This window comes from Streptomyces sp. NPDC001880, assembly GCF_053594575.1.
Map to the genome: position 1 here is coordinate 1 of NZ_JBSFET010000084.1, position 25,447 is coordinate 25,447.

At 68.4% G+C, this 25,447-nt stretch carries 31 protein-coding genes and 2 pseudogenes; 10 read left to right on the forward strand and 23 right to left on the reverse strand.

Features of this window, described 5'->3' with window-relative positions:
• Positions 1 to 255: 255 nt before the first annotated feature.
• From ACWCQ6_RS29255 to ACWCQ6_RS29270, 4 genes are all read left to right on the forward strand, one after another.
• Positions 256 to 636 carry a helicase associated domain-containing protein gene (locus ACWCQ6_RS29255; RefSeq protein WP_451094234.1) on the forward strand — a complete coding sequence of 127 codons (381 nt, stop codon included), beginning with the start codon at positions 256 to 258 and terminating at the stop codon, positions 634 to 636.
• 184 nt (positions 637 to 820) lie between these two features.
• Positions 821 to 1,087 carry a hypothetical protein gene (locus ACWCQ6_RS29260; protein WP_451094236.1) on the forward strand — a complete coding sequence of 89 codons (267 nt, stop codon included), beginning with the start codon at positions 821 to 823 and terminating at the stop codon, positions 1,085 to 1,087.
• Positions 1,088 to 1,258: 171 nt separating this feature from the next.
• Complete coding sequence (locus ACWCQ6_RS29265) at positions 1,259 to 1,462, forward strand: DUF6207 family protein (protein ID WP_451094238.1); 204 nt, start codon at positions 1,259 to 1,261, stop codon at positions 1,460 to 1,462.
• A 139-nt stretch (positions 1,463 to 1,601) separates the two neighbouring features.
• Positions 1,602 to 2,045, forward strand: coding sequence for a hypothetical protein (locus tag ACWCQ6_RS29270; protein WP_451094240.1), 444 nt, complete (start codon positions 1,602 to 1,604; stop codon positions 2,043 to 2,045).
• A 2-nt stretch (positions 2,046 to 2,047) separates the two neighbouring features.
• On the opposite strand, the gene ACWCQ6_RS29275 is transcribed toward ACWCQ6_RS29270, so the two are convergent.
• Together ACWCQ6_RS29275 and ACWCQ6_RS29280 are read right to left on the reverse strand one after the other, a co-directional pair.
• Positions 2,048 to 2,668 carry a 2'-5' RNA ligase family protein gene (locus ACWCQ6_RS29275; RefSeq protein WP_451094242.1) on the reverse strand — a complete coding sequence of 207 codons (621 nt, stop codon included), beginning with the start codon at positions 2,666 to 2,668 and terminating at the stop codon, positions 2,048 to 2,050.
• A 348-nt stretch (positions 2,669 to 3,016) separates the two neighbouring features.
• Positions 3,017 to 3,163, reverse strand: a complete 147-nt coding sequence (locus ACWCQ6_RS29280) for a hypothetical protein (RefSeq protein ID WP_451094244.1) — start codon at positions 3,161 to 3,163, stop codon at positions 3,017 to 3,019.
• A gap of 231 nt (positions 3,164 to 3,394) precedes the next feature.
• Between ACWCQ6_RS29280 and ACWCQ6_RS29285 the strand changes: the two genes are divergently transcribed.
• Both ACWCQ6_RS29285 and ACWCQ6_RS29290 read left to right on the forward strand, forming a co-directional pair.
• Positions 3,395 to 4,132, forward strand: a complete 738-nt coding sequence (locus ACWCQ6_RS29285; RefSeq protein WP_451094246.1) for an AAA family ATPase — start codon at positions 3,395 to 3,397, stop codon at positions 4,130 to 4,132.
• Position 4,133: 1 nt separating this feature from the next.
• Positions 4,134 to 5,255 carry a hypothetical protein gene (locus tag ACWCQ6_RS29290; RefSeq protein ID WP_451094248.1) on the forward strand — a complete coding sequence of 374 codons (1,122 nt, stop codon included), beginning with the start codon at positions 4,134 to 4,136 and terminating at the stop codon, positions 5,253 to 5,255.
• An 86-nt stretch (positions 5,256 to 5,341) separates the two neighbouring features.
• On the opposite strand, the gene ACWCQ6_RS29295 is transcribed toward ACWCQ6_RS29290, so the two are convergent.
• A complete protein-coding gene (locus ACWCQ6_RS29295) occupies positions 5,342 to 5,689 on the reverse strand; it encodes a hypothetical protein (protein ID WP_451094250.1) in 348 nt (115 codons plus the stop codon).
• 65 nt (positions 5,690 to 5,754) lie between these two features.
• Between ACWCQ6_RS29295 and ACWCQ6_RS29300 the strand changes: the two genes are divergently transcribed.
• On the forward strand, positions 5,755 to 5,889 hold the full coding sequence (locus ACWCQ6_RS29300; RefSeq protein ID WP_451094252.1) for a hypothetical protein: 135 nt from the start codon (positions 5,755 to 5,757) through the stop codon (positions 5,887 to 5,889).
• A 36-nt stretch (positions 5,890 to 5,925) separates the two neighbouring features.
• Here the strand turns inward: ACWCQ6_RS29300 and ACWCQ6_RS29305 are convergent, their stop codons facing one another.
• The 20 genes and pseudogenes from ACWCQ6_RS29305 to ACWCQ6_RS29400 form a co-directional block, all read right to left on the reverse strand.
• The gene (locus tag ACWCQ6_RS29305) at positions 5,926 to 6,252 is read right to left on the reverse strand and encodes a hypothetical protein (RefSeq protein WP_451094254.1); all 327 of its coding nucleotides are present in this window, start codon (positions 6,250 to 6,252) and stop codon (positions 5,926 to 5,928) included.
• 17 nt (positions 6,253 to 6,269) lie between these two features.
• A complete protein-coding gene (locus ACWCQ6_RS29310; protein WP_451094256.1) occupies positions 6,270 to 6,437 on the reverse strand; it encodes a pRL2-8 in 168 nt (55 codons plus the stop codon).
• A gap of 216 nt (positions 6,438 to 6,653) precedes the next feature.
• Complete coding sequence (locus tag ACWCQ6_RS29315) at positions 6,654 to 7,700, reverse strand: hypothetical protein (RefSeq protein WP_451094258.1); 1,047 nt, start codon at positions 7,698 to 7,700, stop codon at positions 6,654 to 6,656.
• A 127-nt stretch (positions 7,701 to 7,827) separates the two neighbouring features.
• Entirely contained in the window at positions 7,828 to 8,079 is a 252-nt protein-coding gene (locus ACWCQ6_RS29320; RefSeq protein ID WP_451094260.1) for a hypothetical protein, read from the reverse strand.
• A gap of 120 nt (positions 8,080 to 8,199) precedes the next feature.
• A complete protein-coding gene (locus ACWCQ6_RS29325) occupies positions 8,200 to 9,057 on the reverse strand; it encodes a DUF4097 family beta strand repeat-containing protein (protein WP_451094262.1) in 858 nt (285 codons plus the stop codon).
• Between the two features lie 111 nt (positions 9,058 to 9,168).
• Positions 9,169 to 9,903: pseudogene (locus ACWCQ6_RS29330) on the reverse strand (AAA family ATPase); the annotation flags it as partial.
• Between the two features lie 256 nt (positions 9,904 to 10,159).
• Complete coding sequence (locus tag ACWCQ6_RS29335) at positions 10,160 to 10,765, reverse strand: hypothetical protein (RefSeq protein ID WP_451094264.1); 606 nt, start codon at positions 10,763 to 10,765, stop codon at positions 10,160 to 10,162.
• Complete coding sequence (locus tag ACWCQ6_RS29340; protein WP_451094266.1) at positions 10,758 to 12,428, reverse strand: hypothetical protein; 1,671 nt, start codon at positions 12,426 to 12,428, stop codon at positions 10,758 to 10,760. Before ACWCQ6_RS29340 ends, ACWCQ6_RS29335 begins: the two co-directional genes overlap by 8 nt.
• Complete coding sequence (locus ACWCQ6_RS29345) at positions 12,428 to 13,501, reverse strand: hypothetical protein (protein ID WP_451094268.1); 1,074 nt, start codon at positions 13,499 to 13,501, stop codon at positions 12,428 to 12,430. Before ACWCQ6_RS29345 ends, ACWCQ6_RS29340 begins: the two co-directional genes overlap by 1 nt.
• A gap of 128 nt (positions 13,502 to 13,629) precedes the next feature.
• Complete coding sequence (locus tag ACWCQ6_RS29350) at positions 13,630 to 14,856, reverse strand: hypothetical protein (protein ID WP_451094270.1); 1,227 nt, start codon at positions 14,854 to 14,856, stop codon at positions 13,630 to 13,632.
• 2 nt (positions 14,857 to 14,858) lie between these two features.
• Positions 14,859 to 15,137 carry a hypothetical protein gene (locus tag ACWCQ6_RS29355; protein ID WP_451094272.1) on the reverse strand — a complete coding sequence of 93 codons (279 nt, stop codon included), beginning with the start codon at positions 15,135 to 15,137 and terminating at the stop codon, positions 14,859 to 14,861.
• Positions 15,138 to 15,140: 3 nt separating this feature from the next.
• Positions 15,141 to 16,136, reverse strand: coding sequence for a C40 family peptidase (locus tag ACWCQ6_RS29360; RefSeq protein WP_451094274.1), 996 nt, complete (start codon positions 16,134 to 16,136; stop codon positions 15,141 to 15,143).
• A gap of 168 nt (positions 16,137 to 16,304) precedes the next feature.
• Entirely contained in the window at positions 16,305 to 17,942 is a 1,638-nt protein-coding gene (locus ACWCQ6_RS29365; protein WP_451094276.1) for an FtsK/SpoIIIE domain-containing protein, read from the reverse strand.
• Between the two features lie 217 nt (positions 17,943 to 18,159).
• Positions 18,160 to 19,302 carry a hypothetical protein gene (locus ACWCQ6_RS29370; RefSeq protein ID WP_451094278.1) on the reverse strand — a complete coding sequence of 381 codons (1,143 nt, stop codon included), beginning with the start codon at positions 19,300 to 19,302 and terminating at the stop codon, positions 18,160 to 18,162.
• Positions 19,303 to 19,312: 10 nt separating this feature from the next.
• Positions 19,313 to 19,555, reverse strand: coding sequence for a hypothetical protein (locus ACWCQ6_RS29375; RefSeq protein ID WP_451094280.1), 243 nt, complete (start codon positions 19,553 to 19,555; stop codon positions 19,313 to 19,315).
• 197 nt (positions 19,556 to 19,752) lie between these two features.
• On the reverse strand, positions 19,753 to 19,929 hold the full coding sequence (locus ACWCQ6_RS29380) for a hypothetical protein (protein WP_451094282.1): 177 nt from the start codon (positions 19,927 to 19,929) through the stop codon (positions 19,753 to 19,755).
• 110 nt (positions 19,930 to 20,039) lie between these two features.
• Entirely contained in the window at positions 20,040 to 20,360 is a 321-nt protein-coding gene (locus ACWCQ6_RS29385; protein ID WP_451094284.1) for a hypothetical protein, read from the reverse strand.
• A 369-nt stretch (positions 20,361 to 20,729) separates the two neighbouring features.
• Entirely contained in the window at positions 20,730 to 21,104 is a 375-nt protein-coding gene (locus ACWCQ6_RS29390) for a hypothetical protein (RefSeq protein ID WP_451094286.1), read from the reverse strand.
• The gene (locus tag ACWCQ6_RS29395) at positions 21,101 to 21,634 is read right to left on the reverse strand and encodes a WhiB family transcriptional regulator (RefSeq protein ID WP_451094288.1); all 534 of its coding nucleotides are present in this window, start codon (positions 21,632 to 21,634) and stop codon (positions 21,101 to 21,103) included. The genes ACWCQ6_RS29390 and ACWCQ6_RS29395 overlap by 4 nt, the downstream gene beginning before the upstream one ends.
• Positions 21,635 to 21,823: 189 nt before the next feature.
• Positions 21,824 to 22,381: a hypothetical protein gene (locus ACWCQ6_RS29400; RefSeq protein ID WP_451094290.1), complete on the reverse strand. Its 558-nt coding sequence runs from the start codon at positions 22,379 to 22,381 to the stop codon at positions 21,824 to 21,826.
• Positions 22,382 to 23,171: 790 nt separating this feature from the next.
• On the opposite strand from ACWCQ6_RS29400, the gene ACWCQ6_RS29405 reads away from it, so the two are divergent.
• The 3 genes and pseudogenes from ACWCQ6_RS29405 to ACWCQ6_RS29415 form a co-directional block, all read left to right on the forward strand.
• Complete coding sequence (locus ACWCQ6_RS29405) at positions 23,172 to 23,933, forward strand: GntR family transcriptional regulator (protein ID WP_451094292.1); 762 nt, start codon at positions 23,172 to 23,174, stop codon at positions 23,931 to 23,933.
• A complete protein-coding gene (locus ACWCQ6_RS29410) occupies positions 23,930 to 24,478 on the forward strand; it encodes a GNAT family N-acetyltransferase (protein WP_451094294.1) in 549 nt (182 codons plus the stop codon). The genes ACWCQ6_RS29405 and ACWCQ6_RS29410 overlap by 4 nt, the downstream gene beginning before the upstream one ends.
• Before the next feature lie 340 nt (positions 24,479 to 24,818).
• Positions 24,819 to 25,447: pseudogene (locus ACWCQ6_RS29415) on the forward strand (hypothetical protein); the annotation flags it as partial.

Sequence of the window (25,447 nt, forward strand, 5' to 3'; positions counted from 1 at the left end):
CGACGCGCCGCCACTACGCGGCGGAAAAGCAGGCACCGCGCTCCGCGCGGTATCGGGCCTGCGGCCCGGGTTGCCGGGTCACTCCGTGACCCTTGGTCGTGGTCGGAGCTCCGCGCCGACCACGTGAGCATCCACTCCGTGGCTGCTCAGGGCCCGCTACGCGGGCGGCTGGCTAGGTGGAGGGGCGGCCTCGGGCGGAACGAGAGGTGACGGACCGTGAGGAACGGGCCGACAAACCCGGAACTCTCCTCCACCATGCCCACCCAGACAGTGCGTCAAAACCTGACCCCAGATGAGATTGGGAATCAGCACGCACCACCTGACCCGCCTCACGCACCCTCAAAAGCTCCACTCCCCCGAACTCACCCACCATCACAAAGGCGACCAGCAGCGGTGCCGGGACGTCGGAACCTCGCTGCCGCCCGCCAGTTCCACGCCCGTGAAGGACACCTGCGAGTGCCCCGCAAGCACATCGAGCACCTGGAGGCCGAGACGGACCTGTCAGGCCGTCAGAACGGCGCTGACGGGGTTGTGGAGGTCAAGCTCGGAACGTGGCTCGACAACGTCCGCAAACGCGCCGCCAAGCTCACCGAGCACCGCCGTGCGGACCTCGATCAACTCGGGATGCGCTGGTAGACGGCTGGGGTGCCGAACGCGAGAGGGGCCCGGGATCCGATGGGGATCCGGGCTCCTCTGGGGAGAAGCGTGACGTGGAGCCGTCACGCTACGCGCGCTCTACGGGCCGCTCGGCGGCGCCAGGCTCTTGGGCAGTCCGCTCAAACGGATGACGTCGCGGGGCGGCCGGTGCCAGCCTGACCACATGACTGCACTTCCCCAGCGACGGGTGTACGGATCCGACCACGACGACCCCGACCCCTACGAGCAGCCCGGCCGGGAGTATGTCGAGCTCGTCGGCGGCGCCCTGGACGGCCAGCTCGTCGATGTCACTCACTGGACGCCCGAGGAACGGGCCACCGGGGCCATGCTGATCACGAATGACGGCGCGTACGGGGCCGGCGGACGCGCCGACTACGAAGCCCGCCCCGACAGCCCCGGACGATGGCACTGGGCCGGCGACGTCCCCTGACCCCGGACGGTCTCAGCCGATGTCTGCGACGGCGCTCCTTCCCCGACATCGGGCGTAGGGCAGGTGGCGCCCGTCAACCGCCGCCCGCCGGGCGAGGCCTCGCCTCGCTCGTACGGATGGCGTGCATGGCGTCGGCGAACCCGGCCGGACGACAGCCGCGTCAGATTCAGCATGAAGATCGACGCCCAGCACATCGACGAACCCGGCCTCGTGGTCCTCGACATCACCGCCGCCGACGAGGACACCGCCCACGCCGTCATGGCCGCGCTGGAGCAGTGGTGGGCCACCTCCGGCATCACGCCCGTGCGCAGCGAACCCGGGGTGGCAGGGGTGCGGGCGCGTGTGTATGCCGACATCCGGCGACCGGCACCATGATGTTCCCTCCGCTCACCCGCTCGCTCAGCAACCGGTTCGACTGGGCCGGCAGCCGTCTCACTAAGGTGAGGTCAGGTCTGCAGGCGAGTATGGGGAGGGTGGCTGCTGTGAGGCTGACGAACGGGCAGGGGCGCCGGTAGTGGCCGACGCGATGACACCGGACAGCATCCTGCGTGCCTGCGGCTACCTCGAAGCCGTGTGGCGCGAGGACGAGGTGGCCATGGCCGCGCTCCTGCGGCACGAGCCCGGCGAGCAGCCGACGCCGGTCCTGGTCGCGGGCCTTGGCGATCTCATCATGCAGGCGATGCTGCCCGCCCGGTTCGGGATCCACGACGGTATGCCCGCGGACGAGCTCGCGGCCGCGACGGAGAAGCTGAACGCTGATCCGACCGTGCAGGTGTCCATCGTGCTCAGCGAGACCCTCAAGTCCCTCGCGGCGGTCGGCGCGCCGCAGCAGGCCGCGATCATCGCCCGCTCTCTCCTGGGCTATCTCGTCGCCATCGGCGGGGCAGCCGAGGACGACGTGCTGCCGTTGATCGATGTTCTGCGCCAGGCCGCGCTTCAGCGCGGCAGCACCCCCTGACCTCAGTCGGCGGGGCGGCCCGCGAGGAGCACCTCGGCGATCGGATCCCACATGATGTGCGCGCCGTCGTGCCACTGCTCGACGAGGTGGATCCGGTCCGCGAACACGGTCCCGGACAGCGGCTGCTCGATGTCTGCCAGCGCTGCCCGCAGGGTGACCGCGTCGACGTCCTCGGCGCCGTCCGATGTGTAGGCAAGGGACATGTGGGGGTATCGGCTTGGTGCGTGCCTGAAGGCTGCGTCCGTGCTGCGGGCCGTCGCCTGGGTGACGGCGTCCACGATCCCGTTGAACTGACGGCCCGGCCATCCGCTGATCTCCACGGCGACCGCGCCCACGGCCGGCCGGTCGAACGTCAACGCGAACGGCTGCACCGACCCCATGCGGCTCGCGACCTCTTTGAGAAGCGCGTCCGTATCGACGTCGTCGATGCCCAGTCCCACAGCGTGCAGGAGCGTGCAGTGCATCCCATCTACCGGCACGCTTGCCAGCCCCCGCGGGGCAGCAAGTCCCTTGTACGGCGCGGCAAGGGCGCTGGCCTCGGCCGGGGTCGGCAGGATGTGCCAGTGCAGATCCCGGCGTCCCGCCGGCCAGACCCGCCCGACCCGCGAAAAGAAGTTCTCCATCAGGCGATGTCCTCGTAGCCGGGGTGGATTTCCGTCGTGGTCCGGACCGGACCCAGATCACGGCATAGGCCGGCCCCACGGCAACACCACGCCCATGTCCTGCCCATCCTCGCGGCGCCGCAGGGGTCTGCGCTACACCCGCGCCCGGTGCCATCGCCAAGAAGCGCCGCCCAACCTGGAAGCCCGGCCGCCGAGCTGCGTCCGCTTCATCTGGCTGGTGGAGGCGCAGAACTTCGTCGATGGACAAGAAGAAGGACCGGTCTTGGTGACTGGTCCCTCTTCTGTCGACGTCCTCCTCGGGGACGAGTTGATGTGCTCGGTGAAGACCGCAACCCGCCCTTCGCGGGGTTACTCCTTCATGTACATGCACATCCCCACCCACACCGCGGTCGCGAGGGTGAGTGCTGGCACCGCGCTCGGATGGATGTAGCCGATGTAGCAGGCGGCCGCTGCCACCAGCACGGACAGAACGCCGCCTTGCTTCTCGCTGGGCACTGACTGCTCCTCTTTTGGGCGCACGGAACGGAGGCTCTAACTGCAACTTCGGGGTTGGGTCAGCAATTGGCCTCACGGGCCCTCCGGGCGCTGCTCTCAACTGGCTGTCAGCCGTCGACGCACCGCCCATGCCCATACGGAAGGAAGCGACGCGCCACATATGACAGGGGCTTGGTATTTATCCGGTCTGAGATAGTTACCCGTGGCCCGGAGTACCGGAGAGTCCGGGAAATGGACGGGCCCGAGGAGTTCAACATGGCACGCGTGATCGCGTTCGTGAACCAGAAGGGCGGCGTAGGGAAGACCACCAACACGGTCAACCTCGCTGCAATCGCTGGTCAGTCGCTCGGTAACCGCTCGGGACAGAGCCAGGTCTTGGTCGTGTCCACTGACCCGCAAGCCTCTGCGGTCTGGTGGTCGGACCGGGTGGACGAAGAGCAGCTCCCCTTTGATTTCCACCAGTGTCACGACAAGCCGGAGGACTTGAGCCGGCTGAAGATGCTGGAGCAGTACGAGTACGTCTTTGTGGACTCCCCTGGCAACATCGAGGACGAGAAGATCCTTTCGGCCACGCTCGATTCCACTGACGAAGTGGTTGTGCCCTTGCCGCCGGAGGCGATGGCGTATCCCCCGACCAAGCGGACTATCGAGCAGGTTTTGGAGCCGAAGGGCATCCCGTACCGGATCTTGATCGCTGACTGGGACCCGCGGGACGGCACGGTGGACCTGGAGCAGACCCAGGAGTACGTCGACAACAACGACTGGCCGCGTCTGCGGACGGTCGTCCGGCACTACAAAATTCACACCCGCGCGGCGGCTGAGGGATTGGTCTGCACCCAGTACCCCAGGGGACGCATCGCTCTGGAGGCCCGGGAAGACTTCTTCCGCCTGGCTATGGAGTTGGGGATCGGTGGTCGTCCGCTGCCCAGGCAGGCCCGGACGCAGTCCACCGCGAAGGGGAGGGTGTGAGATGGGGCGCCGTGTAAATCTGGCGACCATCGACGACAAGCCGGTCGCGGTCGCCGCTGGTACCTCTGCGGGCGTATCCCTTGCTCTGCTGGCCGCCAACCCACGCAACCCGCGCGAAGATCTCGGGGACCTCGAAGACCTCAAGTCCATCGCCAAGCGGCAGCTGCAGCCGTGCCTGGTCGTCACTGCCAAGGGCTACCTCGCACTGTGGCCCGAGGACGCCGAGCGCGTCGGCAATGCGCTATATGTTGTCGTCAACGGTTGCCGGCGGCTGGCCGCCGCACACAAGTACGGGCGTACAGAGCTCCTCATCGTTCACGATGAAACGGTCGCGGTGTCCCGTGGTGAGCTGCTCGGGGCGGCCGTTGAGGAGAACATCGGCCGCCAGGACTTCGACATCATCGAAGAGGCCAGGGCGGTCGAGGCAGTCGTCGCGGAGTACCCCAGTACGCGTGAAGCCGCGAAAGCCCGGGGCTGGACTCATGGCTGGGTGTCCCAGCGGCGGGCGCTACTCAAACTCACCCCTGAGATGCAGAGCATGCTGCGCGCTGGGGACTTGGCCGTTCGGGATGCCCGGCGGCTGGCCCGTGTGCCGGCTGCGGACCAGGTCTCCACATGGCGTGCCGAACAGGATGCTGCTGAGCAGCGCAAGAAGGAGCAGGCTGAGCAGCGCGAGCAGCGACGGCAGCTGAAGCAGTCGGGCTCTGAGGAGCGAGTGGTTACCGCGGTAACCACTCCCGGGGGCGGAGTCACTCCTCAGCCGAATGCTTCCACCGGACAGCCAGTGGTTACCGCGGTAACCACTCCCGGGGGCGGAGCCGCTCCTCAGCCGAATGCTTCCACCGGGCAGCCGGTGGTTACCGCGGTAACCACTCCCGGGGGCGGAGCCGCTCCTCAGCCGAATGCTTCCACCGGGCAGCCGGTGGATACCGCGGTAACCACTGAGGGCGGGCCAGTCAGTGGCATCCCCGAGCCCCGGAACGACTCCACCTCTTCTGCGGCTGTGCCGCCGGCGGTCATGGTGGAGTGGACTAACCCGCAGGCTGTGGCGGACTTGTGCACAGCCAACATGGCTCATGCCGACCTGGAAGCGATGCTCGACATCCTGACCAGCCGCATCTGAGACAGAACAAAAAAAGCGGCCCCCGTCCCGGAATTGTCCGGGACGGGGGCCGCTTCATGGTCGTGCAGGTGGGCTTGGCTGGCTACTTACAGCGCGGTCGGGTCCTCGGTGGGGACCTCGTAGACGTCGATGACGTCCTCGCCGCCGGACCAGGTGCCGGGGGCGTGGCGGATGTAGACGATGCGCAGCGGGGAGCCGTCGCGGGCGGTGGTCTCGTATTCGTGTACCAGGTGCTTTTTGAGGGCGGTGCGGATGGCCGGGGCCACGGACCGGACGGGTGTCCGGGACGGGAACGGCAGGAAGTGGGCGTCGTTGACGGTCGTGTAGAGGAGCGCCTGGCGCGGCCAGAGCCGGGCGGCGTTCATGGCGCCGTGCTCGCGCAGGGCCTGGGTGTGGGCGGCGTAGTACGCCTTCGCGGTTGCGGACATGGTCATGGGCGGGTCTCCTTCGGCGTGCCGGTGAGGGCGGAAGTGGAGCCGTATGCGAGTACGGCGGGGTCGTGAAGTGCGGCAATGTCGCCGTCGTGCTCGGGCTCAAGGTGCCCGGCTCACCGCGGGGCGCCGGCCGTGGCGGGAATCTCCAAGTGCACCGTGCCGAATCCCTCGGCGCGCAGCTGGTCGACGGTGGGCAGTAGATCCTTCCGGTGGTACGGATGGTGGCGGCCGACGCGTCAGCCGCCGTCCGTGCTGTGCGTCCAGCCGTGCCCGTTCGCGCATTTGAAGGTGTGGTTGGACAGCAGTTGGAAGTCGCCGCGGTCGTCCCAGGCGTGCGTGCCTTCCACCGGGGGTTCGCCGCACCGCCAGCACGGCTCCCGGCCGGCCAGCTCGTACGCCGCCAGCGGGCGAGGCTTGGTCGACCGCGACTTCCGTGCCGGCGCCGGGCGGACCGGCTTCGGGGCCGGGAGCGCGGCCACGTGGTCCACCGGGGCCAGCGGCGAGTACACCGTGTCCGGTGCGCCCCACCTCGCCCGCTTCACTGCGGCCAGCAGACGACTCATGGCCCGCGTCACCGCCATCACCTGACGATCATGTGGTCGGGGTGTCCGTGGACCATGTGGTCCACGCACTGCGGGCAGTCCTGACGGGGTCCGAGTCCGGCGTGGGCCTCGCGGCTGGCGTAGGCGTGGTGCCAGCACTGTCGGCACTCGCCCCTGGGCGGGGTGTTCGCGCGGAGGTTGGCCATGACGACTCCTTCTTCACGAGCCTGGGGCGGCCCCGGGGCTCTGGCAGGCCCGCGAAGCGGGCGCGTGCTGTACGGGTTCGGGGTGGGCGGCGCTTCGCGCGGCGGTTGAGGCCGGTGGTCACGGCGAGGCCGCCCGAGGCCCGGCCCCGGCCACACGGCCGGGGTCGGGTCGTTCAGGGGGCGGCTCGTCCCAGGCCGGGACGGGCAGTGACAGCGTCAGGCCTGGGTGGGCTCGGCGGCGCGCTTGGCCGGCCGTTCCTCAAGCTCGGTCTGCCACTTCTGCGGGTCGTGGCCCGCGGCCGCGGCGGCGTCCCAGGCCCATTCGCTGATCGCGCCGTCGTCGAGCTGCTCGGCGGTCTCGGCGACCACGGCGTCTGCGAGGAGTGGGTCGGCGGTGTGGAGGGCGTCGAGGTAGCGGTAGGCGGCCCAGGCCGTGGCCCCTGCGGTGGCGTGCGCGGCCATCGCCTCGCCGGTGTCCGCCGCGACCAGGCGCTGTGTGGAGGACAGGACCTGCTTGAGGAGGTCCTCGGCGACTTGCCCGACAGTCTTGGACGCCTCGTAGGGCGACTGCGGCGGGGCGGAAAGAGCGGCCTGCGGGGTGGTGGCGGGGCCGGTGGACAGGGCGTCGTGCCAGGCCGTGCGGACGTCGTCGAGGGTGGCCAGGGTGTCGGTGTCGGTGCTGAACCCGTCGCGGCGTGCCCGGGTGGGCATCTGGGCGCCGAGGAAGTCCTCCCCGGTCACGAGCAGCGGCTGCCGGTCGCCGGTGGCGTGGACGCGGACCACGGTGTCGGCGCTCTGCCACCGGGCCTGCAGCCGGGTGCGGAGTGCCGGGAACACCGGCGCGTCGGTGGTCGGGGTCTGCTCGATGATGCCGCGCAGCAGGCCGCGCCAGTCGATGAAGTCGGCGTCGGGGTCGATGGTGATGGCGAGTTCGCCTGTGGGGGCGGTGAACCGGAGACGGTCGTCGGCCGGGGTCACGGTGACGGGGTCGTGGCCGGGCACGGTGTTGGTCCATTCGCGCAGGGCGGGCAGGGCGGTGGCGGGGATCGTGCATGCGAACGGGGCGGTGTTTTCGCTGTCCGGCTCGTGGTGGCGGTAGCGGGCGGCGGCGATGGTGAACCGGTCGGTCGCGACCGTGTACAGGTACTCGATGTCGGCGTCCAGGCGGATGCCGTGCAGAGCGGGGGTCAGGTCGTCGTCGATGTGGTCGGCGGTCCGGGCGATGAGACGGCCGAGCTGGTGCGCGTTGATGGTGACGGACACGGAAGTGCTCCTGGGGTCGAAGAGGTTGGGCAGGCCGGGCGACGGGGAAGCCCGTCAGGCCGCAGCGGCTGCGGAGACGGTGGGCCGCTCCGGCCCGGCTGGTCCGGGCCGGAGCGGCGGTGGCCGTTCAGTCGTCGACGGCGCCGGGGTCCTGGTCGGCAGTCCGGTAACGCTTGGTCTGCCGCAGGATCTGGTTGCGCTTGACGTCCAAGGCGTCGGCGATGTCCTGCTGCGCGCCGTGGTACCGCTTCTGCAGGCGGTCAATCTCCTGCCAGAACTCGGTCTCGATGCGCTCGTGCTCTTGCTCGCGGCGCTTGCTGGCCTGGGCGACCAGGTCGCGCAGCTCGGTGCGGGCCTGGTCGTCGGGGCGCGGGGTCATGGCTGGCTCCAGTGGGGAGTTGAGGGACGATGTGTCTGCCCCCCTGCTCTTGGTGGAGCGGGTTGGGAGGCCCGGGGCGGCCGGTGAAGGTTGGTCGCCAGAGGCGGCCGCCCCGGGGCGTCACCGGCTGCGGTGCTTGCCGGAGACGGTGCCCACGCGCTCGCGCAGGTGGCTGGTGCCGCGCGTGGTGACGTCGCCGGAGACCGTGTTGGCGTCGATCACACCGGCGGCGGCCGGGGTCGCGCTGACGTCGATGTCACCGCTGACGGTGCTGGCGCGGAACTCGGTGCCGTTGTACGCGCCGATCTCGATGTCGCCGGAGACTGTGTTGACGTCGACGCGGGCGTCGACCCGTTCCACCTCGAGGTCGCCGCTGGTGGTGTTGCTGCGCAGGGTGTGCACGCCACGGGCTTCGATGTCGCCGGAGACCGAGTGGACGTCCAGGACCTGGAGGTCGCCGTGGACGGTGAGGTCGGCGCTGGTGGTCTCCAGGCGAACCGAGGACTGGTCGCTGGGCAGCCGGACGTCGACGGTGATGGTTCCCGTGCCGCCGCCGCTGACGACGGTGCCCTGCTCCGCGACGACCACCCCGTCCGAGACGACCTTGCGGCCGCCGATGGTGATGTCGCCGTCTGCGATGGTCATGCCGGTCACGGAGCCGCGGACGACGCCGAAGTTCTGGCGGACCACCATGTTGCCGCCGTTGAAGCTGAAGGTGGAGTTGCCCATCGTCATCGTGTTGCCCTGGACCTCGGGGACGCGGACTGTGAGGCAGTTGAGGTTCTGGTAGGTGCTCTCCTTCTTCGTGGCGCCGCGGACGGCGTCGGCGAGGGGGCCCTCGTCGTCGCCCGTGCTCACCGTGACGACCGCGTTCTTCAGCGTCGGGTCGATGGTGACGTTGACCGCGCCGACGTGGCTGGTGACGTCGGCCCAGACGGCGCCGACTGCTTCAGCGGTGAAGGTCTGGGAGGTACTCAAGGTGAACTCCTTGCTCGGAGAGGGCGGGGCCGGGCGGCCCCGCACACCAATAATGCATCTTCAAAGGATACATTTCTAGAGATTGGCATCTTTCGAGGATGCCTTTTGGGGCGGGCAGGGCACCAGCACGTCGAACCCGATGTCGCCCTCGCCGTCCACGTCGGTACGCAGGGCGAGGGTGAGCTGCTGCCGGCCGAGGCGGACCTCGGCGACGCGGTCGCCGTCGGCAAGGCCGGAGCCGTCCCTCCAGCGCCACAGCGGCAGGATCTCCTCGCCGAAGGTCCGCCGCACAAGCAGCAGGTCGCCCAGGCCGTCGCCGTCGTCCAGTCCGAGGTCGGCGGTGCGCTTCTGGCTCAGGCGCTCCAGGTACGGCAGGAGCCGGCAGAGGCTGTCGGAGAAGACGATCTCGGAGAACCCCTCGGACTTGAGGGTGCGGTGCGAGTCGACCATGTCCTTGCGCTGCTGGAGAACCACCTCCTCCGGCACGGTGCGGTTGGCCGGCCTCGGTCCTTGTCGCTCGATGCAGACGCTGCCGGGGGTGGGGACCATGACCGCGATGGGGAGCATGTTGTGCCGCTTGGCGGCGGCGAGCAGCGGTTCCCTGGCGGACCTGGTGACGTTGGTGGCGTCGACGACGGTGAACAGACGTCGGCGCATCCTCGCCTCCAGGAGCAGGTGCAGGGCGGCGACGGCGTCGCCGGTCGCGTCCTGGTCGCCCGCGTCGTCGCTGACGACCTCGCGCAGCGCGTCCAGGGACAGCACCTGCGAGGCGGGCCAGGTGCTCGCGAGGGTGGACTTCCCGGCCCCGCTGGGGCCGATGAGGACCACCAGGCTGTGCTCGGGCATCTCCGGGTAGAAGGTCGGCGTGCTCATGCGGGTTCTCCTGATCGTGAACGGGGGCAGTGGCTGGGTGTGTACGGGTGCGCCCGCCGTCCCTGGGTCGGGGTGGCGGGCGCGGTGGTTGAGCACAGGCCGGTCGGCCTGCCCGGTCCTCGCCCACCGCGTTGGCGGGCGAGAACCAGGCAGAGCAACCGGACACAAAAAAGGCCGGCCCCGACTGACGGGGTCCGACCTTCTGGTGGTACTCGGGTTTCGAGAGGCGTCAGAGATCTGAGGGCAGCTTCTGACCGGTCTCTGCGTCGTAGGCGACTCCCGTGGGGGCCAACCGGATCGTGCGAACGGTTCCTCGGGAGCCCTCCTTCCAGGTCTTCCCACCGATCGCGATTTGGACCGTCACATCGGCAAGGGGGTCCTTGACCGGGAGCCTGATCTCGGGGGTCTCCGGGTACCAGTTGTCTTCCCGCCTACTGGTGACGCTCTTCCCAGACGCCTCAAGGCGCAGGTACTTGGCGTCTTCGTCGAAGTATGACCTCAGCTCAAGGACAACGTGATCTCTTTTCGCGGTCCAGTGGGCGACGACATCGGCATCGACGCTGTCGATATCGAGTGCCGCGCCGGACCGGCCTTTGTACGCAGCAGCTTTCGCCTGGCGCTCCCGACGCTGGTCGTCCGTGGGGCTCTGCCATACGACGGCGATGGCGGTGATGAGGACGACGGCCACAGCGATGTAGAGCCAGGTACCGCGATGTGGTGGTGCGGGCTGTCCGTCGCCTGGATTCGGAGCGGGTACCGGCGGGCTGGGTACGTGGTGCGCTACCTGTGGAGTGCCGGCAGCTGTGTTGGTCCACCAATTGACCTTGTCACCCATGCGATTGACCGTAGCGCGTAGCTTCATCTCCGTGCCGGAGATTCTGCACAGGTGGGCTGGTGCGGACTTGGGATGACGTACTTTCGTCGGTCCACCACTCGACCTTCTTGCCCATGTGGGCGACGGTCGCACGCAGCTGCTGCGCCGTCTCTGGTGTCCCGCACAAGTCGGCGATCTTGGCCCGGGTGGAGAGCCACGCCACGGCCTGATCGGAGTTGATGCCATGGGCAGTGATGTCCTGGCGCTCACCGAGCGCGGCCAGCTCGGACGCCTCGTTGCATCGGCCTTCCCGCGCGGTCTGGACGACCTCGTAGTGTCGGGCGTCGATGAGATTGGGAGGCATGTCCCAGTCCCAGTCACCTTCCTGCTCGGCTGGCACGGGCAGGCTCTGGTCCTGGTCGTCGTAGCCGCTCGCTGCCTCTTCCTCCTTCAGCAGCGTCAGCGGCGCGGGGTCGTCCTCTCCAAGGTCGTCCTCTGCGTCCGGCTCGCCCAGGGCTTCCTGTGCTTGGCGACGTCGGGAGGACGTGTCGGTGAGGCAGGCCTCCTCCTCGCTGCGGACGGTTTCGATGATGTCGACGTAGTGGGGGCCGACCTTCCACACGGCCTGGCCCGGGGCCAGGCGCGGGATCTCCGCGACCGCCCAGGCAGGCAGGCCGAGCACCGTGCCGACGACGGCGGCCTCCTCCGGGTTGAGGCGCCCGACGTGGGCGACCTCGCACAGCCGGGCCAGGTCCTGCGCCTTGCCGTCGCCGAGGTCGGACAGCGTGTGCATCACCACGTCCAAGGACAAGCCGGCCTTGCGGCTGTTCTTGAGCAGCCGCTGGATCAGCTCGCTCGTAGCGGGGGACAGCAGGATCTGCCACGCCTCTTCGAGCACCAGGTGCCGATGGACGGCGGTCGACTGGCGCAGCCACACATGTTCTGCCCAGCACGAGACCGCGGCCATCAGCGAGGGGATCGCGGGGCTGTTGCGGTCCAGGCGGGAGAAATCGAAGGTGAGGATGGGCAGGTCGGTGGGCGGCAGGGTCGCGTCCTGGCCGTCGAAGAGGCCGCGCAAGCTGCCGTCGGTGTAGCGGGACAGTGCGATCGCTACGCCCTCGCCCCATTCGGCGAGTTTCGCGGCCGGCCACCTGCCGTCCTCGGGGCGTGCCAGGGCGTCGACCAGGCCGTTGAGGTGGGTTGCTTTGGGGTGATTGAGTGCGTGCTGGAGGGCGTGGGTGGACTGGTAGGTGAGTGCGCCGGGCTCGGCGGCGGCGATCAGGGAGCGGATCAGCTGCTCGCGTACTTCGGGCGGGAGCAGGTCGCTGCAGGGGTTCAGGGTGAAGGAGCCGGCCTCGATGACCTGGCCTCCCAGTGAGTGGGCGAGGGCTCCCCACTCGCCTTGGTTGTCCTCTCCGAAGGAGTCGATGACGACGGCCTGGTGGTCGTGGTGGAGGATTTCGCGGCGGATCCGGATCTTGCCGGTGGTCGACTTGCCCGACCCGAGACCGCCCAGCGCGAGCGAGTTGGTCGACGGCAAGAGAGCGGTCTCAGCAAGGACGGGGGAGAGGTGGAAGGGGCGTCCGTCCAGCAGGGACTTGCCGATCGGGATTCCGGGGAAGCGGGTGCTGGAGGCGACGAGCGGCGCGGTGATCGCGGCGTGGCTGGAGGGCAGGCGGATCATCAGAGGATCGCCCCTTTCCTGGTGGAGGCTCCGTGAGCGGTGGTCATCACGTGGGCCCGGTGCTGCTGGCCCGGGAGCCAGTCGAGGCGGATGCGGTGGCGGTCGGCGGTCAGTGCGGTCTGCCAGCGGGCTTCGGTGACGCTCTCGGGGCTGTCGCCCCACACGGTCAGATACGCGTCGATGTCGACCAGGGCCGCGCCCTGGACGAGTGCGCCGTGCGTGGCGCCGCTGGCCATGCTGTGTGCGTCGGCTTTGATCTTGTCGGTGGTGAATGCTTCGGCCGCCGCCCCCTGCCACTTCGCCGAGCGGCGTGACTGCGCCGCCGGCAGCGGCCGGTACAGGACTGCGAGGGAGCGGTCGGCGTCGTGGCCGAGCAGCAGCTTGGGCATGAGGTCGCCGTCGCTTTCATCCGGCCATCCGGTGATGCGTGCGGTCGCCGCGTACCCGCCGTTGTCGAGCGCGACCCAGCCCGGGCCGCGCTCGACAACGGCGGGAATGGGCTCCGGGTCTACCGGTGTCAGCTCGCCCATGGTGGCGAACTCGCCCTCGAGGGTGTCGATGACCCGTGTGGGGTAGCCGACGAGTCCTTTGGGGACGTGGACGGAGATCGTCTGGGTGTGGGCGGTGTAGTCGCCGACCGTGGCGTGGTGGGTGACGTGGACCTGGATCCCGGCGGCGCGGGCCTGCCCGCCGGCGAACGTCAGGGCGCGCGAGAACGCCTCATGGAACGCGGCGCGCTGCTGCGCGTCCTGCATGGTGCCGTGCCCGGGATACAGCGCCCACGTCGTGGTCGCTCCGGTCCCGGGCACTAGGCCGGCGGGCGCGGTGCGCTCGCACAGGTGCCGGCAGCCGACGGCCGCCCACCGGGCGATCGAGCGTGGCCCCGGCGCAAGGTTGAGCAGCGCGGCAGCTGCGCCCACCGCGCCGAACGTCCAGGCGGGCGGTGGGGCGAGCAGCGCCGACATCAGGACGGCGCTCCCTGCCCCGGCATTGATCTTCGTCAACAGAGTCTCTGCGGGGCTCAGGCCGCGTTGCAGGGCGGGGATGCGATAGCCGGGAGTCAGGGAGTACACGGGTTCCTCTTCCTTGAAGTCTGGGCCAGGCAGGGCCGGATAGGGCCGGATAGGGCCCTGGCCCCGGCGTACGCTCCGCGCCGTGTCGGGCGGGAGGTCGTACGCCGGGGCCAGGGGCGGCTGGCTCTTTACGGATTGGGCGGCCGGACCGGGGCCGGCCCCGGCGCCGGAGCTGCCGGAGCCTGCGTCCGGGGGCCGGGGGTGGTTACGGCAGCAGCCCGCGCCGCTCTGCGGGCCTCGATGAGTTGCTGATTGCGCGGCGCTTCCCGCTGGGCCTTGTCGATGGCGGACTGGGTGGTCAGCCGCGAGGACCGCTGCTGCTGCTTGAGCCCGTAGGCGGCGAACAGGACGCCGCGGTCCTGGTGCGCGGCCCGGCCCGGGGTGTCCACGGTGCGCGGCATCCGCGGGTTGTTCTCCTGCTCGTAGAAGTCCGGGGCCCCGGCCCGGACAACCGCCCGCGCAAGCGGACTGGGCGTCCGGCTCTCCACGAAGCCGCGTGCGGCTCCTGCGATCCTGGAACCGAAGTACGGGATCCCGTGGAAGATCATCCGCAGCATCAGGGCGTCCGCCGCGACCAGGAGCACCGCGTCCATCACGAGCGAGCCCTCGACCATCTTGACGAACGGGCTGACCAGCAGCAGCGCGAACGGGGCGAACATCAGCCCCAGCAGGCGCATCGCCCACGCACGGACCGCGGACGTGTCGCCCCCGCGAGCCATAGAGGCCAGGACCAGGGGCGCCATGAGCACGAACGCGAGGATCCCGAGCTGGCGGGTCATGAACACCAGCGCCGCGAACGCCAACGCGACGACCAGCGCGGAGATGATGATCAGGATCGCCAGGGGATTCCCCGCATCCGCCCCGTCATCCAGATCCTCGGTGATGGCCTTGAAAAGGGTCGACTGGTCACTGTCGAACGCGACCGTGAACGCAGAACTCACGGCCGCGTTGAGCACCATCACGATCCCCGGAACGGACGCCATGCCCGCGATCGCGGCCAGCGTCCATCCCGTGGATGCGCCCAGTTGCTTGAGGCGGGGCGCGCCCTGCCAGGCGGTCAGGGCGCAGATGACGATCACGCAGATCAGGATCGCGATGGCCAGGTGCTGTCCGAGCCAGAGGAACTGCTGGTACACCCAGGTGTCGCTGGTCTCCGGCGCCCACGCCTTCTCGGGGGCGAGCAGTCCCTCGAGCGTTTCGATCAGGACTTCGGCGAGGTCTTTGACGTGGTCGGAGGCGCCGTCGGTGATCCCGTCACCACCAGTGTCGGAGAAGCCGTTTCCGCTGCCCCCGTCGCCTTCGCAGTAGCTCTTGGCGGGCTCTTTGAGCAGGCGGCATGGATCGTTGTCGGGCATGCTCAGGCCTTCGCGTTGGTGACGGTCGAGAACAGGGTGTCGCCGTAGAGCGCGAGGATGACGGCGACGAACAGCGTGCCGACCGCCATCGACCCCTTCCGCAGGGCTTCCTTGGGCTCGTTCGACAGCCGGAGCATCATGTGGATCGCGATGACGGCGATCACGGCGGCGATGCCTTTGGTGACCAGCCCGGCTCCGGTGAGGCCGATGGTGTCGAAGAAGTCCTTGAAGCCGCCAGACATGTCGACGGGCTTGGCGAGGGTGATGAACTTGTTGTTCATGGGTCAGATCTCCTTGTTCGAGTGGGGTACGGGGCGTGCGACCGCATATAGGTCGGGCATTGAGTCGATGGGGGAGAAGCGGACTTTGGTGCCGGGCCGGGGGGCCTCGATCATGTAGCCGCTTCCGACGTAGATCGCGACGTGGTGAATATTCGCGGGGCTGCTCCCGTAGAAGACGAGGTCTCCGGGACGTTTCTGTCCGGGCTTTACCGGTTCTGAGGCGGCGTATTGCTGTGCTGCCGTGCGGGGCAGGGTGATTCCGGCCTTCGCGTAGGCGTAGAGCGTGAGCCCGGAGCAGTCGAAGCCCTTGATGCTCTCTCCAGAACTCCCGTTAGGGGAGCAGCAGATCCCGGTACTGGCGCCGTTTGCATTTCCTCCGCCCCATGAGTACGGCATTCCGAGTTCGTCGCTCGCCGCGTTGATAGCGGTGGCGGCACGGTCGGTGGTCGTCATTTTCCCGCCGTCCGGAACATCAGCGAGTGCGTTGATGGACTGGACGTAGTTCGGTGTTTCGCCGTTGTCAGGGACGCCCCCGGCTTTGATGACGGCGCCGCTTCCGGCGTTGTAGGCAGCGAGCATGTTGTCCTGTTTGTTGCCGGGAACGCCTTTGACTTCCTTGGCGATCGCGCACAGGTGCTTGCCTGCTGAGGGGATCGCGTCTTCCGGATCCCACACGTCACGCTTTCCGTCTGAGTTGCCGTCGATTCCGGTGGATTCCCATGTGGACGGCATGAACTGTGCAATGCCCTGCGCGCCGACCGGTGACTCTGCTTTCGGATTGAAGCCGGATTCCTGGGTGAGGAGCGCGGCCAGCAGGTTCGGGCTGACCTCGGAGCAGGTCTTCCCCGCCGCCTCGACCAGGCCCCTGTATTTGGCGGGCACGGACAGGCTGAGCGCCTGCCCTATGACGGGGTCCTCGCTGGCGGCCTGGACGAGGCCGGCCACGAGCACGGCCGCGGTGGCGCCCACGCCGATGGTGACGGCTGTAGAGCTCCTCAAGAGCCTTTTCCTTCCTTCCTAGGTGTTCTCGGTGTTTGCGCAGGTCAGGACCGTCACGGGTGACCGCCGGGCCACCGCCACCGCACCGCCACCGCACCGCCACCCGATGAGCTGGGTGGCGGTGCGGTGGCGGTGGCTGGGCGGTGTCCTGGCGGTGCCGGGTGGCGGTCACGAACCGGACATAGCGGCTGCGGTGAGATCGGCCAGCCGATACCCGCGTGCGCCCTTCGGGCCCCTGTCCGCCGGAACGCCGAGAAGCGCCTTCAAGCGCTTCCCGCGCTCCGTTGGGTCGGTTTCCGTGATTCCGAGCGACGTGGCCAGATCGGGGGTCGGCATGAAGTCCACCCCGTTGTCCCGCATCAGGTCGATTGCCTTTTTCAGCGGGGTTACCGGCGCCGCTTCCATCTTTTTCTGCCGCCGGGCATACACGTCGTCGACCACTCCCCAGATGAACTCATCCGGGAAATGGAAGCCTCGAATCAGGGTGGACGAGCCGTTCGCGAAAAGAACCGCCTGACCCTTGACCCCCGAATCGAGGAGTGAAGGGTGAATCGGAGCGACGGTTTCGAAGTACGAGTCTCCGAGGGCGACTTTCGCTCCACCCTTCGAAGCCACATACAGGCACATCCGGTAAAGGAACTGATCCCGAACCTTTACAGGAATCGCATCATTTGCCGGGCGCTGCGTCAGCATCACCGTGACAATCCCGGATTCGAGACTCTTGGCGACCAGCGACCGCGACTTATCCTCATTGCGGCGCACCGTCTCCTGTGATTCCTTGCTCCCGTTGTCGGTGTAGAAGTCGGCGGCCTCATCGATGATGAAGAACACCGGTTTGAAAACGGGCGCAGGCTGCCGGTTACGAATGGCGTCCTGCATTTCCTGGTAGCGGCGACCCACTCGGGAATTCAGCTCATCGAGCATGCTTTCCAGAACAGCAGGGTCATCGGACGCTTCGTAACGGACGGCGATTTTCTCGAACTTGGTCAGCCCGCACAGTTTCCCGTCGAGCAGGTACAGGTCGAAATCGCCGTACGCGATCAGCAGGCAGGTGATGACCCCGTTGACCAGCGTCGTCTTGCCCATCTGGGTCATGCCGCCAATCAGCAGCGACGCCTTGTCGAACGTCGGGACCCCGGCGAGCCGGCCGGTGATGTCGTGGCCGATCGGAACGCCCGCGAACGCGGCGATCTCCTGCCGGGTCGGAGCGGGAAACAGGGTGCTGAACGGTGGTTCGTTCAGCACCAGCAGGCGCACCTGGCGCTCGCTGCGGCGGCTGGTCTCCAGCTTCAGGTGAAGCCGGGTGACGCCGAACATCGAGGCGATCGGTCCGAGCCGGGTGGCGATGTCCTCGGACGTGCGGCTCGCGGGCACCAGGAATTCGTAAACGGTGCCGACGGGCAGCTGCTCGATGGTGACGTCGTCCTCCAGGACTACCTCGTCTTTGCCGATGGCCCCGGCCCTGCTCAGCGCCGCAGTCAATGCCGCGTGAACAGCACCCTGTGGGCCCTCCAGTGCCGCCTGCGCCGCTTCCAGCGCGGTGCCGGGCGCATCCTGCTTCAGGGCCACGACATCGTTCGTTTCGCCTGCCAGCAGGCGAGCGACGGCCGTGCGGAGCCGCCAGGCCAGATAGCCGAGCGCGACCAATGCCCCTGCGGTGAGGAGCACGGTGGCCGGCCACGACAGGCCCAACTTGTCCTTGATGGCGGCCAGAACGCCGAAGACGATGACCAGGCCGCCGATCGCACCGGCCAACTGCCCGTAAGAATCCTGACTGTTCTGCTTGCCCTGGCGTTTCTTGCCCATATCCCACCCCGTTCTCATGGGCTGGCGAGCACTGCTCGCGCCGAACTTCCTTGAGGTCGCAGCGCTTTACGGGTCTGCTCTCCGGGTCTGCGAGCTCCTTCTCGCTCTCGCTCACCGGGTTACTCGCCGTTGCGCTGCTCGACTGCGTGGTTCCGGCAGTCGCAGCAAGGGCCAGCCCGCATCCGCGGGCTGGCCCTCACTGGTGGTGCCGGACAGATCAGACGTTCGTGTCCTCGGCCTCATCGGCCTCGTCGCTCTCGGCGGTCTCGCCGCCGCCCTCCTGCACCAGCAAGGCGCCGAAGGCAATGCGCACGCGCTGCTCGCTGCCGACGAAACCGGCGCGGCGGAACGCGTCGCGGGCCTGCCGGTAGGACTTGGGCGGGTCGTCCGCGTAGCGCAGGTGCCGCAGGACCACGTCCAGCTGCTCGTCGGCGAGCGGCTGGCCGGGCTCGGGCACCGGCACACCCGCCACGGCCGCGAGATCGGCGAGCGTGACGGCGGGCGCCGTGGGGTGTGCCGGTGTGCCGAACGGCGGCACACCCGGCGTGCCGGTGGGTGTGCCGGATCCGGTCGGCAGCGCGCTGACCTGCGTGCCGAGACCGTGCCGGTCGCCGCCGGGTGTGCCGGGCAGTGCCGGGGCCGCCGCCTCCCACTGTCCGAGCTCCGGCAGACCGATCGCCGCCACGGACGTCGGCAGGGGCTTCTCGGCGACCGTCTTCTCGGTGGTTTCGGCCTGGCCGTGCAGCTCCTTGGTCATCGTCTCCTGTGCCTTGAGGACGCCCTTGCGGTAGGCGGTCTCGGCCTTGGCCACCTTCTTCTCCAGGGCGGTGGCCAGCTCCAGGAGCTCGATGCGGTGCGCGGCCTCCGCCTCCATCGTTTCCAACTGGTCCGCTACCGTCTGCCGCTTGGACTCCAGGGACTGCCGGGTCTCGGCCGACACCTTTCGGCCGAGCGACGGGAGGGCGATCCACCAGGCGAGCTTGGTGAAGACGATCGCGATCGGCGTGAGGATCACGGCCAGGTCGATGCCCGGCTGGGACCGGGACAGGATCAGGTCGGCCGTCGGGATGGCCGCGTTGACGATTGTGAGGGCCAGCCCGGCCCACTGCACCCGCCAGGCCCGGCGGCGGTTGTTACCGGCCAGGATCTCCGTGGCCTGGAACACCACCCACAGAGCGTCCAGCGCGCCCACGGTCGGCACGGCCCACCCGCCGAAGCGGGGCTCAAGGATGTCGTAGGACACGTTCACACTCAGGACGGCCACGCCCAGCGTGACCGCCCCCAGGACAGCGAGCACGATCCCGCGCGGGGACAAGCTCAGCCACTCCTTGCTCTTGCTCTTGAACTGCTTCATGTTCATGCGTCCTCCTTCAGGCGGCGAGCTGGGTAAGGCGACGGATCACGTAATCAATCGCTGCTGGATCCAGTCGGATGTGTGACCGTCCGACCTTTCCGCGGTCGTCCTTGGTGTAGGCGACAAGTACGGCGCCCCGGCAATCGATCTGGACGCTCACCTTGTAGGCGGTGCCATAGATCTGGACGTCCGGGACATCGAAGGCCGGCCCGTCCTCGGGCAGGATCTCGGGGGTGGAATCTGTCAAACTGGCGATCATCTGGGGCTTCTTCCGCAGGTCCAGTTGTTGGACAGCCCCGGGGATCTCTACGTCCCTGGGGCTGCTGACTGTCGGCGACCGTGCCCCGGACCGGATGCGAACCGGTCCCGGACTGTCCGGCTCCCCTTCACCGCCCGTCCCGGCCGCCGTACCACGGCGGCCGGTGCGGGCGGATCAGGCAACCGTCAGACCGGCGGTCAGCGTCCCGGCTGCACAGTGGTTCGGCCCGTCTCCCAGCCCTGCTCCTGCAGGTGGTGCTCGATCATGTCCGCCGCCTCCTGCTTGGTCTCGGCCTTGACAGTGGCAAGGTGCGTGCCAGTGGCGCGACTGAAGTGGCCTCGGCTGATCTCGGTGTTGGTGTGGAACAGGCCCATGACGGGCTCCCTTCGACGTGGACCGGGCTGTCCGGCTCCCCGTCACCGCGAAACGCCCTTCGCCTTGCGGCCAGGGGCATTTCGCGGATCAGGCAACCTGCAGACCGCTGTCACCAGCCGTTGAGGAATGCCTCGTAATACGGGTAGCCGCAGCGGGCGGCTGCCGCGTATTCACGGGATGCCTGCGCACCGCGGCGCCAGATCCCGGCCGCCACGGGGTGGCCCTTGGCGGTCAGCCGGTCCGCGACCGTCTGCTGGCATGCGGAGGACTGCTCGTGGTCGGCGGCGATGGTCTGCATCTCCGCGTAGCTGTAGAGCGGCGGGACGGGCGGGTTGATGTCGCCGAGCACGGTGTAGCTGTCGATCTCGGCGGCGCACCAGGTGGCGGGGTCGCCGTGTCGGTCGCGGAAGTCATCGAGCGTGAGTGTCATCGGGCTGTCTCCTCACGGGGTCGGGGGCCAGCGTCTGCGCAGGCGTTGGTTGTGAGTGCGGGGTGGGTGTCGACGACGGGGTGGCCGGCGTCCCACGCCCTCGCGGCCGCTGTGGCGGCGGCCGCGAGGAGCGCGAGGGTGATCGGGTGTGTCAGACCGCGTGAGGTGATGGCCCGGACCGCGTGGTGCTGTGCGGTCCGGGCGGCGCGTATGTGCAGGTGCAGGGCTCAGCCCTGCTTCTGGCCGGTCCCGCCGCAGGCGGTGCAGGTCTGCATCTCAACGCTCTGGTAGGGGGTGCCGTCCGCGCCGATGTGGTTGACCGTGACCATGCGCTGGCCGGTCCCGCTGCAGGGGCTGCAATTCACCGGACTACCCCCGATCCGCCGAGGCCGCGAGGGCCGGGCGCGATGCTGGGCGCGATGCTGGGCGGGCAGTTGGTGCCGTTGCAGCTCCAGCGGCCGCACAGGGGACACGGGTCGTCGCCCGCCCGCATGGGGAGCGGGCGGGTGAGGAGAAGTACCGGCTGTCGGGTGTAGCCGGGGCCATCTCGGCGAGCGTGCGGCGGGCACGGCGGCCGGCGGACCGGGCGCGGTGGTCGCCGTCGGTCACCAGCTGGCGGACGAGTCGGTGGTACTGGTCGGTCTCGTCGCGTTCGTAGCCGCTGCCGTTGTGTCCGCTGTGGTCGTCCTCGCGGCCGATCTCGTCGGCGACCCCGGCGCGGGGGTCGAGGATGGTGGTGGTCATGCCGCCACCCCCCAACCGGCCCGAGCGCGGCGGGCGGTACGGATCTGCCGAATCTGGTCGGCGAGGACGCGGAGCCGGTTGTTCTGTGCGGCCTGGGCTCGATCGGAAGAAAGCCGCTGCCCCGCTTCCTTCCGGTCCGGGTTGGAGGCGAGTTCGTCGTGGAGCTCGGTGGCAAGCGTGTCGAGCTGGCGGCCCTCGGTGTCGCGGTCGGCGTCGACGGCCAGGGCGAGGCGGTCGGTCTGGTGGTCGCGGACGGCGGCGAGCTCGGGGCCGGTGTATCCGGCGCGGACCAGGTCGTCGGCGTCCGGTTCGCCGTCGCCGTTGCGGAGCGCGAGCTCCTCGCAGGCGGCGCGGACCGGGCATCCGGCACAGATGCGTTGTGCGGTGGTGCGGCGGGTCTGCCAGTCGGCGTCCGACTCGTCGTCGGCCCGGAACCACAGCTCGGGGTCCATGTTGGTGCAGCGGGCGCCGGCGTCGACTGCGGCCTGGAGTACGGCCCGGCGGGTGTGGCGGGCCTGAGTGGATGTCATCCTGTGCATGCGTAGATCCCCTTCAGCGGAGGGTGAGCTGCGAAGACGGACCCCCGGGGTTGCCTCCCTGGGGGTTCGTCGCGTTGGGGCCCTGCTGGCCCCGTGGCTGTTCGTACGAGCAGCCACGGCCCCGGCCACCCCGAGTTCGTCGGGGTGGCCCGGACCGTGGTCGTTCATGCGGTAGCTGGGTCAGGCAGCGCCGGCGGGAAGAGCGCGAGGCGCGAAGTCCCTCGCCCTCTGGAAGATCGGCGCGGGAAGGCCGTGCCGGACTCGGAGCTCCTCAACCTCTGCATCGCTGAGGCCGTACCGCGAAGCACCGTTCACGTAGATCGACAGAGCCTCGTAGTTGTCATCCGGGAGGACACCGCCGTTTTGCGCAATGACGTCGGCGAACCGCGGAAGCACAAGGTTGAGAAAGGTGAAGGCGTAGTCCCTGTCCTCCGCCCCGGGCCCGTCCACGCTGGTCTCAACCGCATCCGGCCGCTCCTGGACAGTCCGAAGGCGGGTCTCCAGCTCGACGACCTTCTCCTCGGCACGCCCTGCCCGGGAGTCGGCGATCTCGTACGCGGCCATCGACGCCTTCCGAGCGAGGCGAGCGAGATTCAGTTCGTCGGTCAGGCGCTTCACCTCGCCGTCCTTCGCCTCGACGCTCGCGGCCTGGGCGACAACCTCCTGCTCGGCGCGGGCGAGTTGGGTACGTAACGCGTCGACGGTTGCGCGTCGTGCAAACGGCAGCTTCATGCGCATGTTGCCCTTCTGTGGAGGGTGATCTGCGAAGACGAACCCCCCGGGGGCCTAAGCCCGGGGGGTTCGTCGCGTTGGGGCCCTGCTGGCCCCCCGCGTGTCGCCGTTCCCGCACACGAGGAGCGGTTACGGCGGCCACGGGTAGCGCAGGGCTACAAGGTGGGTGGTGGCGCGGCACTCGGTTTCCCAGCTCCGGGCGCCGGATCTCGTAGGGACGCGGACCGCGAGCCGTCCAGGAGATCCGTCCGGACGGGTATGGCGGTAAAGGTTGGCCGCGTCGTTCTTTAGCGTCGCGAGGGTGCCCACCCTCCGCATTGACCGCCGGTAATGAACACCTGGCCGTTTACTGCTTCCTGGTCACAGCTGACGCTGCGCCCGGCGGTCTGCGCGTGGACTGCCACCACCAGCGGTAATGGCGCCTCGCGACGGGTCTCCACCCCCTCCGGCCGGTGTGGTCACGGCCGGTACTGCGGTGATGGATGCACTGTGGAGTTCTCAAACAACAGCCGCTTCCTTACCTCCCGCTCTCGCGGTCGGGTCCGGGCGGTTCCGCCTGCTCTCGTCTCTGGGCTCGCTCCTGGCGTGGCCCGCCGACGATGGGTCGGTCTGTGCGCTACGCATGCCAGAGGCATGGGCAACTTCGTCGACTTTGGTACACAACTTTCGTCGACAGGCATGACGGTACACGACTTAGGGACCGTCAGGTCAATAGTTAGGTACGGAAGTTGAGGATTCGACACTCAAGAGGACCTAGTTGTGTACCTAAATCGCGGTAGGGGGTACTGTGCTCCGCATGACGCCGAACCCTGAGCGCCGGACAACGGCGAGAGCAATCGCGGATGACCTGCGGGAGCAGATCCGCACTGGCCAGCTGCCCCCCGGCTCAGCCTTGCCCACCAGCCGTGAGCTCTCAGCTGGGTACGGCGTGACAGCCAAAACGGTGAGCGCCGGCATCGATCTACTCAAGGTCGAGGGCCTCGTTGTGGGTGAGCAGGGCGGACGTCGTCGAGTCAGGGCCGATAGGCCAATCACGTGGAACCTGACCCGCTTCGAGCGCGGACAGCGACGCGATTCAAGGTCTATGGACGACTGGTCTGCTGCCATCAAGATGGCCGGACGAGTTCCTGCCCAGCAGGTCACGGTGAGCACCGATGCCGCATCCGCCGAGGTCGCCGAGTGGCTCCAAATCAGGCAGGGCGAGTCAGTGGTTACCCGCACACGCCTACGCACGGTCGACGATCGCCCGTTTCAGCTGAGCACCAGTTGGTTCCCGGGGTCAATCGCGTCTGGGACGCTCCTGGAGGAAGAGGGAGACGTGGCTGTACCTGGAGGCATCCTCAAGGCAATCGGCCATCCTCAGCAGCACGTCCGAGATGAGATCAGCATTCGGATGCCCACCCCCGAAGAGTCCGAGCAGTTGCGCCTTCCACCCGGTACCCCCGTGGCCCAGCACGTTCGGATCGGCTATGGCGAGCATGCCCCGGTGCGCGTGATGCGGACCATCGCGCCTGGAGACCGTCATGTCCTTGTCTACGAAATGGATGTCACCGGATGATGATTCGTCTCGCCAGCCCTGCCGATGCGGACGCCCTCATGGCTCTGCGTATCGAAGCTGAGCAATGGCTCGCTAGCGCAGGAGTTGACCAGTGGCGCAACCCAGCGACCCGCACGCCGGCCCTGAAGAAGTGGCAGACCGACATAGCGGCTGGCCGAACATGGGTCGTCGAGGATCGAGAAGACGCCATCGCGACGGTGACTCTCGCTCCGCCCGACCGAGACTTCTGGACTGCCAACGATCAGCCAGAGAACGCGCTGTACGTTGCGAAGCTCATCACAGCTCGGTCCGCACGAGGAAGAAATCTCGGTGGCCAGCTTCTGGATTGGGTCGGCAGTCAGGCCCGGCAGCAAGGGAAACCTTGGATCCGGTTGGACTGCTGGCGGACCAACACGAAGCTGCAGAAGTTCTACATAGGGGAGGGCTTCAAGCACGTACGCACTGAAGCTCCACCTCATCGCCTGTCCGGCTGGCTCGGCCAGCGCGCCTCAAGCGTTATGCGTCATCCAGAATCGCTACTGAAAAGCAGCGCCTTCACCCGCTAACGACAAAGTCGCTCCCTCCTGGCAGAGGGAGCGACTTCCAAGTCGACTCGCCCGAGCTCCTACACTCCCGAGTCGTGTCCGGTGAGGTGACCTCGCCGGGGTGATACCCGTGGACCTCGCGGTCCGCGTGGCCACCTTTACCCAGCTTAAGCGTCCCGCCTCACGGAACGCCACCATCTGGGTCCTCTGTCAGGTCACACCCGCTGGTCACGGCTCCCCATACAAGGGGAGATAGACCCGTTATGCACCGCCCGCACTACCCTCGCCGCCGGCCCCCGGCCGCGGCCCGCGATGTCTTCCTCGGCCGAAGCGTCACGCCGTTCACGCATGGCGGTGAACTGTGACCGCGCAGCAGATCAACGAGCAGGGGACCATCTCCTACCGGGGTCCGGTGGCGGGTGTCCAGGTGCACGCGCACATGGAGTTCGGCCCCTACGCCCTGGTGGTCCCGCTGGACACCAAGGTCGTCATCCATCTGATGTTCATGCTGGCCGAGCAGACCCGGCAGGGCCCCGATGCGGGACCGCTGCGCGTGACGCCGCTGACGGTCCTGGAGCGTCTGCGTGAGCTGGGCGTGGTCTCGGGTAACGGGTCCCGGCTGGTTGGCCGCGACGCGGTTTACGAGTCGTTCGTCCGCCTCCAGGCGAAGGGCTACATCCGCCGGATCGACGAGCGGGGAGCGGACGGCCGGCGGACCCGGGTCGCCTACGAGTTCTACGACTGGCCGTCCTGGAACCCCGACGCGCCGAAGCACCCCGACAACGCCGTTTTCACTGCGTTTCCGCAGGTCAGCACCACTTCCGGCAATGCCGGATCTGGCAATGCCGGAAGTGACATCGCCCAAAAAGGTGCAAACGATCGATCTATGCAGGTCAGCACCACTTCCGGCATTGCCGGATCCGGCAATGCCGGATCCGGCAATGCCGACTCGACGTTTCCGCAGGTCAGCACCACTTCCGGCAATGCCGG

Coding starts and splice junctions, on each gene's coding strand:
- ACWCQ6_RS29385 (WP_451094284.1), bottom strand. CDS start 20,360: ATGACACTCACGCTCGATGACTTCCGCGACCGACACGGCGACCCCGCC.
- ACWCQ6_RS29305 (WP_451094254.1), bottom strand. CDS start 6,252: ATGAGTCGTCTGCTGGCCGCAGTGAAGCGGGCGAGGTGGGGCGCACCG.
- ACWCQ6_RS29275 (WP_451094242.1), bottom strand. CDS start 2,668: ATGGAGAACTTCTTTTCGCGGGTCGGGCGGGTCTGGCCGGCGGGACGC.
- ACWCQ6_RS29365 (WP_451094276.1), bottom strand. CDS start 17,942: ATGGGCAAGAAACGCCAGGGCAAGCAGAACAGTCAGGATTCTTACGGG.
- ACWCQ6_RS29260 (WP_451094236.1), top strand. CDS start 821: ATGACTGCACTTCCCCAGCGACGGGTGTACGGATCCGACCACGACGAC.
- ACWCQ6_RS29400 (WP_451094290.1), bottom strand. CDS start 22,381: ATGCGCATGAAGCTGCCGTTTGCACGACGCGCAACCGTCGACGCGTTA.
- ACWCQ6_RS29285 (WP_451094246.1), top strand. CDS start 3,395: ATGGACGGGCCCGAGGAGTTCAACATGGCACGCGTGATCGCGTTCGTG.
- ACWCQ6_RS29335 (WP_451094264.1), bottom strand. CDS start 10,765: ATGGGTGACAAGGTCAATTGGTGGACCAACACAGCTGCCGGCACTCCA.
- ACWCQ6_RS29320 (WP_451094260.1), bottom strand. CDS start 8,079: ATGACCCCGCGCCCCGACGACCAGGCCCGCACCGAGCTGCGCGACCTG.
- ACWCQ6_RS29395 (WP_451094288.1), bottom strand. CDS start 21,634: ATGACATCCACTCAGGCCCGCCACACCCGCCGGGCCGTACTCCAGGCC.
- ACWCQ6_RS29355 (WP_451094272.1), bottom strand. CDS start 15,137: ATGAACAACAAGTTCATCACCCTCGCCAAGCCCGTCGACATGTCTGGC.
- ACWCQ6_RS29265 (WP_451094238.1), top strand. CDS start 1,259: ATGAAGATCGACGCCCAGCACATCGACGAACCCGGCCTCGTGGTCCTC.
- ACWCQ6_RS29370 (WP_451094278.1), bottom strand. CDS start 19,302: ATGAACATGAAGCAGTTCAAGAGCAAGAGCAAGGAGTGGCTGAGCTTG.
- ACWCQ6_RS29390 (WP_451094286.1), bottom strand. CDS start 21,104: ATGACCACCACCATCCTCGACCCCCGCGCCGGGGTCGCCGACGAGATC.
- ACWCQ6_RS29295 (WP_451094250.1), bottom strand. CDS start 5,689: ATGACCATGTCCGCAACCGCGAAGGCGTACTACGCCGCCCACACCCAG.
- ACWCQ6_RS29340 (WP_451094266.1), bottom strand. CDS start 12,428: ATGATCCGCCTGCCCTCCAGCCACGCCGCGATCACCGCGCCGCTCGTC.
- ACWCQ6_RS29290 (WP_451094248.1), top strand. CDS start 4,134: ATGGGGCGCCGTGTAAATCTGGCGACCATCGACGACAAGCCGGTCGCG.
- ACWCQ6_RS29310 (WP_451094256.1), bottom strand. CDS start 6,437: ATGGCCAACCTCCGCGCGAACACCCCGCCCAGGGGCGAGTGCCGACAG.
- ACWCQ6_RS29375 (WP_451094280.1), bottom strand. CDS start 19,555: ATGATCGCCAGTTTGACAGATTCCACCCCCGAGATCCTGCCCGAGGAC.
- ACWCQ6_RS29405 (WP_451094292.1), top strand. CDS start 23,172: ATGACGCCGAACCCTGAGCGCCGGACAACGGCGAGAGCAATCGCGGAT.
- ACWCQ6_RS29350 (WP_451094270.1), bottom strand. CDS start 14,856: ATGCCCGACAACGATCCATGCCGCCTGCTCAAAGAGCCCGCCAAGAGC.
- ACWCQ6_RS29255 (WP_451094234.1), top strand. CDS start 256: ATGCCCACCCAGACAGTGCGTCAAAACCTGACCCCAGATGAGATTGGG.
- ACWCQ6_RS29410 (WP_451094294.1), top strand. CDS start 23,930: ATGATGATTCGTCTCGCCAGCCCTGCCGATGCGGACGCCCTCATGGCT.
- ACWCQ6_RS29380 (WP_451094282.1), bottom strand. CDS start 19,929: ATGGGCCTGTTCCACACCAACACCGAGATCAGCCGAGGCCACTTCAGT.